At 24.0% G+C, this 13,180-nt stretch carries 6 protein-coding genes; all 6 read left to right on the forward strand.

What is annotated here, in order from left to right:
* Window positions 1-283 precede the first annotated feature (283 nt).
* The 6 genes from BGI41_RS02910 (at window position 284) to BGI41_RS02935 (ending at window position 13,048) form a co-directional block, all read left to right on the forward strand.
* On the forward strand, window positions 284-2,362 hold the full coding sequence (locus tag BGI41_RS02910) for a right-handed parallel beta-helix repeat-containing protein (RefSeq protein ID WP_088538748.1): 2,079 nt from the start codon (window positions 284-286) through the stop codon (window positions 2,360-2,362).
* A gap of 495 nt (window positions 2,363-2,857) precedes the next feature.
* Window positions 2,858-6,946, forward strand: coding sequence for a hypothetical protein (locus BGI41_RS02915; RefSeq protein ID WP_143744772.1), 4,089 nt, complete (start codon window positions 2,858-2,860; stop codon window positions 6,944-6,946).
* Window positions 6,947-7,279: 333 nt separating this feature from the next.
* Window positions 7,280-8,818: a PH domain-containing protein gene (locus tag BGI41_RS02920; RefSeq protein ID WP_088538750.1), complete on the forward strand. Its 1,539-nt coding sequence runs from the start codon at window positions 7,280-7,282 to the stop codon at window positions 8,816-8,818.
* A gap of 70 nt (window positions 8,819-8,888) precedes the next feature.
* Complete coding sequence (locus tag BGI41_RS02925) at window positions 8,889-10,076, forward strand: NAD(P)/FAD-dependent oxidoreductase (protein ID WP_088538751.1); 1,188 nt, start codon at window positions 8,889-8,891, stop codon at window positions 10,074-10,076.
* Window positions 10,077-10,287: 211 nt separating this feature from the next.
* Window positions 10,288-11,319 carry a TIGR01177 family methyltransferase gene (locus BGI41_RS02930; protein ID WP_088538752.1) on the forward strand — a complete coding sequence of 344 codons (1,032 nt, stop codon included), beginning with the start codon at window positions 10,288-10,290 and terminating at the stop codon, window positions 11,317-11,319.
* Window positions 11,320-11,536: 217 nt separating this feature from the next.
* A complete protein-coding gene (locus tag BGI41_RS02935; RefSeq protein WP_088538753.1) occupies window positions 11,537-13,048 on the forward strand; it encodes a (R)-citramalate synthase in 1,512 nt (503 codons plus the stop codon).
* Window positions 13,049-13,180: the final 132 nt, after the last annotated feature.

A 13,180-nucleotide genomic window follows, 5' to 3' on the forward strand; every position in this document is an offset into this window, starting at 1 on the left:
ATCTATTACAATACGATTTTTATTTTTTTCTAATTTTTTTTAATTTATCTTTTAAATTTCTTATTTTTTATTTTTTAAATTTAATATTAAATTATTTAAGTTTTTTAAATATTTATTTTTATTAAATTATTTTTTATAGTATTATTTTTACTTATTTCGAAATGTATATATTTAACATTTGATATAAAAGTCTATTGTGTATGTATTTTATTAAATAATATACTTCTTTATAAAATTTAAAATTATAAAGGAGGTGTAAAAACTGAATAAAATATTAGTATCTTTGTCTTTAATATTAATACTATTATTTTCAGTGTCTTTTGCTGTTGCAGGAGAAGTTTCAAATGATACTGGGGCTAATTTAACAACAAGTAGTGTAGAAACAGTGAATAATAGTACTAATAATCTAAATACTAATATTCCAAATAGTAAAATAATTAAAAATAATTCAGTTACATCTAATAATCTAGATTCTGTTAATTATAATATATCTAGTAAAAGTAGTAATAATAAGAGTATTATAGAAAAAGAACCTCTTGTTAATAATAAGAGTTCATCTATTATTGATAATAATAGTTTTAATTCAAATACTTTGGAAGTAAATAAAACTATTTATATTCCTAATGGATTGAAATCTAATGAAATTCAAAGTATTATTGACAAAGCAGAACCTGGAGATATTCTTGTATTTAATGGTACTTATTATAGTAATATTATTTTAGTAATAAATAAAGAATTAAGTTTAATTTCTAATGTTGGAACTAGATTTGATTCTTATAATAGATTACCTGTAATTACTATTAAAGATACAAGTAATGTTCTTATTAAGGGATTTAATATAAATAATGATATTGGTAATGGAATTAATATTATTGATTCAAATAATATTAATATTTCTCATAACAATATTACATCTGCTAAAGTTGGAATTGACAGTGAAAATATTGATATTTTATTTATTGAAAATAATCGTATTTACAATAATTTAAAATATGGTATTACTGTTGGTGAAAATAATTATACTTATATTAGAAATAATATTTTATCTGGTAATGGTATTGCTATAGGTATTAGTGAATCTAATAATACTAATATTATAAACAATACAATTATTAAGAATGAGTATGGTATTTATGCTGATGAGGTTTTAAACGATTTAATCTATGGAAAAGGGCCATCAAATATTATTATTTCTAATAATAATGTATCTAATAATAAGAATGCAGGTATTTCTCTTATTAATGTAGGTGATGGAATACATATTTTAAATAATACTGTAAGTTATAATGGTAATAATGGTATTCTTTTAAATAAAATAGGTTCTATTAACATTAAATATAATGATGTACGTAAAAATACAGGTTCTGGAGTTAAATTTGCTAAAGATTATATTGCTCCTTCTACTCAAGATATTAGTTATAATTCATTTGTAGGAAATACTTTTCGTGAAGTAGATGCTAGGGAAACAGAATATGATTTTGGTTCTAGAAGATTAGTAATTGGTAATAATTGGTTTGGAACATCTGATACAAGTAAAGCAAATATTTGTCCTAAAATTAGAGCAGGGTTAATATCTTTTGGTGTTAAACAAATAGGTAATTATCTTTCTCAAGTAACCTTTTATAATCCTGATGGTACCGTTGTTAATGGTCTTCCATCATTAACTTTATCTTATAAAACTGATAATGGTCGTTCTCAAACAGCAGGTGTTAATTCAGGTAGTTCTAGTTTTAATATTGAAGGAATGGATGGTTCAACTATAACTGTTACTGTAGATTATCAAAGTAATTCTATTACTTATAAACTAAATCAACCAGGTTATATTCCTGATGATGATACAACATATGATCCTGGACATTTACAGAATCAAACTACTGTAGATAAAAATCATAATGAAGATCATCCTAATGATAATAATGGAAATATTCCTGGAACTAATAGTACTGATAATGGTGGATCTGGTAATTCAGATAACTCTGGTAATGGTACTGCAAATAATGGAAATGGTAATGGAGAATCTGGTTCAGGTTCAAATTCTAATAGTGGAATTTCTGGATCAAATACTGGTGTTAATGGATTTATAGGTATTTCAGCTGCAGCAACTGCAGTTGCATCTTCTCAAAGTTCAGTTAATAATCCAATTTCTGAAGAAAACTCTAAAGAGAATTCTAATAAAGATGGTGCTTCTGAATCTGGTTCAAGTTCACAATCTAATTCTCCTGCATCTCAGGTCTTAAAATATATTGATTTAGATAGAAATAACTTCATGCATGTAATTGGGGAATTTTTAGTAGTTTTAATAATTGCTATTAGTATTTGCATATACTATAGAAAAAGTATTAGTAAAATAAGAAATAGTTAATTTTTTATTTTTTTATTTTTTTTTTTTTTTATAGTTTTAAGTTTTTTTTATTCTTTTTATTTTTTATTTTTTTAATTGAGTTTATTCTGTTTTTTTAATAAATTTATTTCTGTTTTTTTTATTGAGTTTATTCTGTTTTTTTTAATAAATTATTTAATTATCTTTTTAACTTTTTTAAGGAATTATTTATTAAGTTTTTTTTAAATACACTATTTTAGTAAAAATAATAATATTTATTTTTAAAAACCTTTTATTAAATTATTTATATTATGTTATTAATATGTAATATTATGCATATCGTTTAATTAAAATTAATTTTTATAAATAATGTATGATATCCTTTATTTATCTAATAAAATTACTATTTTAATTTAATAATTTAAGTTTGTTTTAATTTTTAGTATTTTTAAACTTTAGATATGTTTATGGCAATTATTTATTCAAAATAATCAAGGAGGCAAATTGGTGAAGAACAATAAGATACTGTTGGTATTATTGATTTTGATAGTTTTATCTTTATCTTTAACTTGTGTTTCAGCTACTAGTAATAATACCCAATCTTTAAATGAATCTAATACTATAGTTAGTTCTTCTGTTAATAATGTTTCTAATATTGGATTAAATTCTTCATATAATTCATCAATTCAAAAAGAAGATTCTAATTCTAATGAAATTTATGTTTCTGTAGATGGTAATGATGAATCTGGTGATGGTTCATATGATAATCCATATGGTACTTTACAGTTCGGTATTAATAAAACTGAAAGTGGTGGAACATTAAATGTTCTTAATGGTACTTATATGATTGATAATCCACTTATTATTAACAAAAAAATTACTATAACTGGTTATGATGATCATGTAGTTATTAATGGACATGGTGTAACAAGATTATTAGATCTTGGTTCTATGTCTAGTCTTACAATGAATAATATTATTCTAACTGGAGGATATGCAGATAATGGTGGTGTTGCAGATGTTTCAAATTTAATGTTAGCTACATCATTTTATAAATGTACTTTTATAAATAATACTGCTCTTAAACAATGTGGTGTATTCTTTAGTAGTGGAAATGCAATGATGGGTATTTTTTCAGTTACAAGTTCCCTATTTTTAGATAATGCTGCTGTTGAAGGTGGTATGTTTTATGGTCATGGTATGTTAGTACCTAATTTAAGAAACTGTTTTATAATTAATTGTAGTTCCTATCCATTTTATACAAATAATGGTAGAACACAAAGTATTGATTATAATTATTGGGGTGTAAATAATCCAGATAAAACCTTTTTAACTGTTGATTATATTTCATCTGTAAGTTTTAGTACTTGGTATATTCCTGTTTTAACAGTTGATAAAGATTCTGTTAATACTGGTGAAAATGTTAATGCTAAAATTAGATTTATAACTAATAAAGGAAGTGAGATTAGTGATAATGTTATTTTACCAAGTATTTCAATAGTTTTTAATGTAATAGGTGGTAATTTAATATCTTCTGATTCTAGTATTAGTCATAGTGCATCTGCTGTATTTAGTTCTAATGATGTTGGAAAAATGATTATTTCTGCTACACTTCAAGGTGGTCAAGAATTAAGTCAAAATATAACTGTTAATCATTTACCTATCTATGTATCATCTTCTGCTATAAGTGGTCAAGGTGATGGTACATTTAGTAATCCATGTACTTTAGAAGAAGCAATTACTAAATTAAATTCTAAAACTGGATATTCAAGAATTGAATTACTTAGTGGAGTATATTATCCATTAGATCTATTAACTATTTCAGCAAATGCTTTAATTAAACCATATGAAAATAGTGAAGTTATTATTTCTGGTTCTAATTTACATTCTATATTCAATATAAGTTCTGGATACTCTGTAGAATTTAATAATATTAGTTTTGTAAATGCTAGTGGAGTAAATGGTGGAGCTATTATTTTAGGTTCAAACTCTAATTTAACTGTTATTTCATCTGTATTTAAAAATAATAAAGCAGTTAATGGTGGAGCTATTTATGGAGATTCTACTTCTTATGGAAATATTTCATATTCTCAATTTGTAGATAATTCTGCTAATAAAGGTTCTGCAATTTATGGTCTTGATTCTAGTAAAATTATTGCTAATTATAATTGGTGGGGTCAAAACCAAGGAAGTGCTTATGATAATACAGTTTATGGTAATGTAATTGTCAATAATTGGATAATTTCAACTTTAAATACTAATAAAACTACATTAAGACATTCATGGAAAGATAATATAACTGTTGCATTAAAACTTAATGATTTAAGTTCAATTGATGATTATCTTAAACCTATAGAAGTTAATTTTGAAATTGAAAATGCTGTTTTAGATATTGATTCAGGTAAATTATCAGATGAAAATGATTATACTCTTATTGTAGGAGTATTTAGAGCTACAGATTCTGTTAAAGGTAATGCTACTATTGATAATCAAGTATTAAATTTCACATATGAATTTTATGTTCCAATGGATATTGTATATGTTTCTGTAGATGGTAGTGATTTAAGTGGTGATGGTTCATTAAATAATCCATTTGCTACAATTGGTCATGCTTTAAATTATGTTAATGAAGTAAAATCAACAATATATCTTCTTAAAGGTAGCTATTTAGTTGGTTTATACAATATTTCCAATATGAATTTAACAATAAGTTCATATAATGGACCAGTATATCTTGATAGATCTAATTCATATAATGTATTTAATGTAATATCTAATGGAAATTTAACATTAAATGATATAAAATTTATTAATGGTAAAGATAATATTGCATTAAGTTCTGCTATCCATGTAACTGATTCTTTCTTAACAGTAAATAACTGTTTATTTGATAATGGTACTGGTGGTGGATTTGGAGGATACATTTATAATACTAATTCTATAGTATATATTAATAACTCTAATTTCACTAATTCAAAAACATTTGATGGTATGACTAATCCAGCTATAATGTTAAGTGGTGGAGAAGTCTATGTTAATAATTGTAGGTTCTTAAATAATGGTTTAGTTGCAGGTTCAAATAAATCAGGTAATGGTGAAACTGCATTTAGAAATAGTGGTGGAGTATTAGTTGTTAACAATACTTATGTAAATAATTCATATGGTTCAGTTCTTGTTAATTATCAAGATGGTAATAGTACTATTATTAATACTATTATAGAAAATACTCATGATTTACCTGCTTTAAACATATTATCTGCTTCAAAAGTTCTTAATGTATATAATTCTACATTTATTAATAATGATGCAGGTGCTATTGGTGTAAGCCGTAAACAATTCTTAGATACTGATAATGCATTATATGTTGAAAATTCTAGTTTTATTAACAATACTGGAACTAATGGTGGAGCTATTTACTCACAATATGCAAATTTCATTGTAAACAATTGTACCTTTACAAATAATAAAGCTACAAATGGTGGTGCAATCTATGGTTATTACTGTGCTATGAATGTAATAAACTCCAATTTTAATAAAAACACAGCTACTAATATGGGTGGTTCAATATACACTCAAGGTATTAATGATGTTGTTGTAATTGGAGATAATAATTTCACAAATAGTAGTGCTAAAATAGGTGGAGTAATATATTCAAATGGTATTACTACATTATATGGCAATAGAATGTATTCATCTACAGCTGTTAATGGTTCATACATTTATAATGCAATGAGAATAGGTAACACATACCTTAAAATATTAGATAATAATACAATTACTAGTAAAAAAGGTAAAGCAATACTTATTTATGCAACTTTAACTGATGATCGTGGAAATCCAATATCTGGTGGTAATATTATTATTGAAATTGATGGAAAAAACTACACTTCTACATCTAATGAAGGTAAAGTTTCATTTAATTACACATTTAATAAAAATGGAGTATACCTTATTACTGGAAATTATACTAATAGTAGAAGATATATAACTGTTGTATCTACTGCTGTTATCAATATTGTTGGTCCTGATAAATTAACAACAAAAATATTATATTCTAATATGACTCAAACTGCTGTTGATTTTTATAGAGGAGAAAGAGGAGCTTACTTTAAAGTTGTTCTTGTAGATTCTGAAGGTAATTTATTAAGTAATAAACTTGTTCAAATAGGATTTAATGGTGTAGTTTATAAATTAATAACTGATGCAAATGGTGTTGCAAAACTTCAAATTAATCTTGCTTATGCTGGTGTTTATACCTTTGCTATGGCATTTTTAACTGATGATGATTATATTGGTGATTTTGAAGTTGCTAAAATTACTATAACTAAAAAACCTACAGTAATATCTGTCCCATCAAAAACTTATAAAGCAAGTGCACAAACTAAAACATTAACAATTACTTTAAAAGGTAAAAGTGCTGTTGGTAATTCTTATGTAAATGCTGTTGGTAGAACTGTTAAAGTTACTGTTAATGGTAAAACTTATACAGCAAAAACTAATTCTCAAGGTGTTGCTACTGTTAAAGTTTCAATTACTAAAAAAGGAACTTATGTTGTAACTACTCTTTTTGCTGGTGATAGTACTTTTGCTGCTAAATCTGTAACCTCTAAACTTATAATTAATTAAAAATAGTCTTTATGACTATTTTTTTATTTTTTTTAAAATCTCTAACTATTTTTAATACTTTTAATCTCCTTGTTTTTACTTATTTTATGTTTTTAATTAGTTTATTTATTTTATTAATCTTATTTATTCTGTATTTTAATTTTTATACCTATTTTAAACAAATTTAAATTATTTTTAGCTATTTTTATATTATTTTAATTTAGTTTATTTTTTAAGTTTTATTTTTTCTAAATTCTTTTAGAGTTTTTAAAATTTATAATTCTTTTAATTTTAAATAGTTAATTTACATATTAAGAAAAAATTATTTAAAGTAAATAAACAAATAACTATACAATGATATTTGATGATGATGAAAATTTAGCTAATGAAGAAGTTTTGTATGAGGGTAAACCTAGTTTTATATTTAGTTGTAAAAGTATAATTTTAGGTATCCTTGCAATCTCTTTTATTTTAGGTAGTTCACTTACTGTCTTAAGTTCTGTATCTGAAATACAATCTTATTCACTTGATTTTATTCAACAACCAATTGGTCAATTTATAGCATTAGCTATTTATGGTATTGTATTTTTAATTCTTATTTGGATTATAGTTAAACTATTAAAATGGTATTCTGTTAATTATATTATTACAAATAAAAGAATTATATCTAAAAGTGGTATCATAAGACAAAATAAATCATATATGTCATTTCATAATATTCAAGATATTAATGTATCTCAATCTTTAATTCAAAGATTATTAGGTGTAGGTACAATTGAGATAATGAGTGCATATGATAATAGTGATGTAAGTCTTAAATATATTCATTATCCTAAAGATGTTGAAGAGATTATTTTTAATGGAATGAATAATTCACCATCATTTGGTTTACAAGGTTCAAGATTTGGACCTGAAGAAAATTATCCTAATGATTCTAGATATAATTCTAATTATGGGCCTGATTATAATGAAAATTATAGGTATGGTGAATCTTATAATCCAAATTATAATAGAGCTACTCTTTATAATGAATCTAGACCTATAAAAGATTCATATATTAAAGAGAATTATCCCGATTATGAAGAGGATAATTCATTTTATGGTTTAAGTGATGAACCATTAAATTCTCCTAAAGATAATGAGATTTATTATAATGATTATCAAGATCCTAATGAATTTGATGAAACCATTAATCAAGCTGTTAGAAACTTTGATGGAAACATTAAATTTAAAGATGATAATCTAGTAAATAATCATAGAAATAAATCTGGAATTAACTATCAAGGACGTAGAATAAATAAACATAACTTTGATAATTCTCGTAATGAATATTCTAATGAAGAGTATTATCCAAATGAATATTCAAGATATTCTAATGATGATTATTCTCAAAGATATGATGATTATAGACATCATCTTAAAATAAATGATAATAATTCTTATTATCCTCCTAGAAATTATAATAATCATGAAAATCCAAGATATGAAAATATTAGTCGTGGATATTCTAGAGAAGATGATTTTAATGATTATGAGGATATTAGTCGTGGATATTCTAGAGAGAAAGAGTTTAATCCAAGATATTCTAGAAATGAAAATCATAATGAATATGTAAATCCAAGATATGATAATAGTAAGAATACATCTAAAGTAAGATATCATGGATATGATAAACAATCTAAATCTAATCCTAGATATCATGGATATGATGAAGATAATAGTTTTTATCAAGAAAAACGTAGAAATGACGAATATAATCATCATTCAAACAAAAATAGAAAATATAATGAAGATAAAGAAATTGATGAAGAACATCATGAAGAACTTAAATCTAAAAATCCTAAAACAAGAGATAGTGTTTTAGCAAAACATGACCGTAAATTTAAATTTTAATTATTTTTTCTATTTTTTTAATATTCTTTTTTAATTTAATATTTTTTTATAAAATACAAAGGATAAAATAATGATTTTTGATTTTGATGTAGCAATTATTGGTGGGGGTCCTGTTGGTTCAACTTTAGCTTATAATTTAGCAAAAAATAATGTATCTGTCTGTATTATTGAAAAGAAGAAGATTATAGGTTATCCTTTACAATGTGCAGGTATTTTAAGTAAGGATATTTTGGATATTAATGAATTACCTTCTGATTTAATATTAAATGAAGTTAAGGGATCTTATCTTTCTTCTCCAAATAAATTATTAAAAGTTGAAAAAGATAGTACTGCTGCTTTTATTATTGATAGAGTTGCATATGATCAATTTTTATCAAAACATGCTAAAGATAATAATGTTAAATTATTTATGCAACATAAAGTTCTAAATATTGATATTGATAAAGGAATAATTGAAACAAATAGAGGAAATATTACATCTAAAATTATTGTTGGGGCTGATGGATGTAATTCTATAGTTTCTAAAAAATTAAATAATGTTTCTAAGTGTTACAATGCTAATCAATATTTAGTTAAAATAAATCAGGATTTTAACCAGGAATATGTGGATATTTTTATAAATGAGGAAGTTTTACCTGGATTTTTATGGTTTATTCCTGTTTGTGATAATCTTTATAGAATTGGTTTATTCTCTAATAAAGATTATAAAAAACAAAATGCTATTATAGATGATTTTCTAGAATCTCAAGGTATTTTTAAAAATTCTAATTTAAATATTTCTGATTATGAAGTTTTAGAAAAATATCGTGGTTATATTCCAATTTATGATAAAAATAAGACTATTGTAAATAAAAGAGCATTATTAATTGGTGATGCTGCAAGTCAAGTTAAACCTACTACTGGTGGAGGTTTAATTTTATCATTTAATACTGTTAATATACTTTCAGATATTATTGTTGAAGCATTAATTAAAGATGATTTAAATATTTTAAATAAATATCCTAAAAAATTTAATAAACTATTTAATGATGAATTAAATAATGAGATGAAAGTACATAAAACATTAAATTCATTATCAAATAAAGATTTAGATTATTTATTTGATAAAGTTAAATTAAATAATGGTGAAGAATTTATTTCTAAATATGGTGATATGGATAAACAATCTTTACTTGTTAAAGAGTTTTTAAAAACAGGTTTATTATTTAAAATACTTCCTACTTTACTTAAAAGTAAAATCTCAAATATTTGGAATTAATTTTATATTCTTTTATTATTAAGATTTTTAATTATTTGAATTTAGTTTATGGTTAATTTTATTTGTTAGTAATATTTTTAAGTATTTATGGTTAATTTTAAGTTATTAGTAGGATTTTTAGTATTTTGAATTTAGTTTATACTTATTTAAATATTATATTTTTCTTATATTAATTGTATTTTTTTATTATTTATATTATAGAGTGATGATTATGGAACTTCTTTTAATTCAATCTCAAGAACATGAAACTTTGCCTATTGCAGAACTTAAAGCAGTTATTGAGGCTGAAAATTTTAATTGTAATATTGAAAAATTAAGACCAGGACTTGTTATATTAAGTTCTATTCCAGAAGATGATTTTGATTATACATATAAACGTCTTGTAGAACGTTTAGCTTTAACTCATCAGATTAATAATGTTTTATTAACTTCTAATTTAGATAATTTAGATAATGATATTGCATCTATTGATTGGGATAATATTATAAATGAAACATTTGCAGTTCGTACTAAGACTTTTGATAGTAATGTAGATGTTGAAGCATGTGAAAGACATATTGGTAGTATTATTTTAAATAATTCAAATAATATTAAAGTTAATTTATCAAATCCAGGTACTAAAGTACGTTTAATTATTTATAAAAATACAGTTTATATTACTAAAGAAGATTATGTTTTAAATAAAAAGTATTTCCAAGATTTTAAACCTCATAAAAGACCATTTTTCCATCCTGGATGTATGTCTCCAAAACTTGCAAGATGTATGGTTAATCTTTCAAGAATTAAAAAAGGAGAATTATTACTTGATCCATTTTGTGGAACTGGTGGAAGTTTAATGGAAGGAGGGTTAATTGGTGCACGTGTTGTAGGTACTGATGTTGATTGGAATATGAAAAATGGTGCAGCTATTAACTGTGAATATTTAGGAATTAAAGATTATAAAACATTTAAAGTAGATATTAATGAATTAAATATGTATGAGTTATGTGATGCAGTTGTAACTGATCCACCTTATGGTATTTCTACAACTACTGGTGGTCGTGATGATTTAATTTTTAAAGATTTTTTAGTTGCAATTAAAAGGAATATGAAAAAAGATGCACTTTTAGTTATGGCTAGTCCACATTTCGTTGATATTGATAAATATTTAGATGAAATAGGGTTTAAATTATTAGAAAGGTATGAGATTAAAGTACATAGAAGTTTAACTCGTATTATTTCTGTGATAGCTCAGGATGTTTAGATTTTGTAGTTGTTATAGAGTTTTGAAGGTTTTTATTTCTGTAATAACTTAAGATTTTAAATTTTAATATCTTTCAAATATTATTTTTTTAAATTTAAATTATTTTTTTAATTAAGTTTTAATATTATGCTTTTATATAATTATTTAGAATAAAAGTTTATATCTTATTTTACAAATATTATTTTAATTTATTTTATAAAATTTATAAGTGATTAATATGAAAATTCAAATATTAGATACAACCATGAGAGATGGAGAACAGACTCCTGGTGTTTCACTTACATCAAGTGAAAAATTAAGAATAGCTAGAAAATTAGATGAAATAGGAGTAAATATGATTGAAGCAGGTTCTGCCATTACTTCTGAAGGAGAAAAAGAAGCTATTAAAAATATTACTAAACAAGGTTTTGATGCAGAGATTTTAAGTTTTGCTAGATCTGTTCAAGGAGATATTGATGCATGTTTAGAATGTGATGTTGATGCAGTAAATCTTGTTGTACCTACAAGTGACATTCATATTAATTATAAATTAAAATCTACTAGGGATAAAGTACTTGATAGTATAGTATCAAATGTTGAATATGCTAAAGATCATGGTTTAACAGTTGAACTTTCTGCTGAAGATGCAACAAGAACTAATATTGATTTTTTAATTAAAGCATTTCAAACAGGTATTGACTGTGGAGCAGATAGATTATGTCCATGTGATACTGTAGGTGTTCTTACTCCTGAGAAATCATATGATTTTTATAAGAAATTATCAGTTTTAGATTCAAGTTTAAGTGCTCATTGTCATAATGATTATGGTCTTGCTGTTGCTAATACTTTACAAGCTATTCGTGGTGGTGCAACTGAAATCCATTCTACAATCAATGGTATTGGTGAACGTGCAGGAAATGCAGCTCTTGAAGAGATTATTGTATCATTTAATAATCTTTATGAAGGAAAATATACTACAGATATTAAAATCAATCAGTTATATAATACTTCAAAATTAGTTTCAAGATTAACTGGTGTTTATTTACAACCTAATAAAGCAATTGTTGGGGAAAATGTATTTGCTCATGAATCTGGTATACATGCAGATGGTGTTATTAAAAATGCTTCTACTTATGAATCTATTACTCCTGAATTATTAGGTCGTCATAGGAAATTTGTAGTAGGTAAACATACTGGAACTAAAGGATTAAATAATCGTCTTAAAGAATTAGGTATTAAAGTTAATAAAGAACAATTACATAAAATATTTGAACAAGTTAAATCTTTTGGTGATAAAGGTAAATGTGTTACTGATGTAGATTTACAAGCTATTGCAGATAATGTTTTAGAAAAAGAATTAAAACAAAAAGTTAATCTTGAAGAATTCACTGTAGTTTCAGGTAATAAAGTTACACCTACTGCTTCAATTAAATTGAAAATTGATGATAAAGAAGTTATTGAAGCAGGTATGGGTTTAGGTCCTGTTGATGCTGCAATTAATGCTGTAAATCGTAGTATTAATGAATTTACTAATGTTAAACTTGAAGAATATCACGTAGATGCTATTACTGGTGGTGCAGATGCACTTATTGATGTAGTTGTAAAACTTAGAAAAGGAGATACAATACTTTCTGCAAGAGCAACTGAACCAGATATTATTAATGCAAGTATTGAAGCATATTTAAGTGGAGTAAATAGAATTTTAGAAGTTGATGATAATAAAAAAGAAAATAAGATTATTCTTAAATAGTTTTTAATTTTAAACTATTTTTTTATAATTTTTTTAATTATTAAATTTTAATTTTTAATGGTTTTTTAGGAAACTATTTTTTTATAATTTTTTTAATTATTAAATTTTAATAGTTTTTTTATATTTTAAAGC

The sequence above is a fragment of the Methanobrevibacter sp. 87.7 genome (assembly GCF_002208625.1).
Classification (GTDB): domain Archaea; phylum Methanobacteriota; class Methanobacteria; order Methanobacteriales; family Methanobacteriaceae; genus Methanarmilla.

Excerpts from the sequence above, each read along its gene's own strand:
- BGI41_RS02920 (WP_088538750.1), top strand. The coding sequence starts at position 7,280 with ATGATATTTGATGATGATGAAAATTTAGCTAATGAAGAAGTTTTGTAT.
- BGI41_RS02925 (WP_088538751.1), top strand. The coding sequence starts at position 8,889 with ATGATTTTTGATTTTGATGTAGCAATTATTGGTGGGGGTCCTGTTGGT.
- BGI41_RS02930 (WP_088538752.1), top strand. The coding sequence starts at position 10,288 with ATGGAACTTCTTTTAATTCAATCTCAAGAACATGAAACTTTGCCTATT.
- BGI41_RS02935 (WP_088538753.1), top strand. The coding sequence starts at position 11,537 with ATGAAAATTCAAATATTAGATACAACCATGAGAGATGGAGAACAGACT.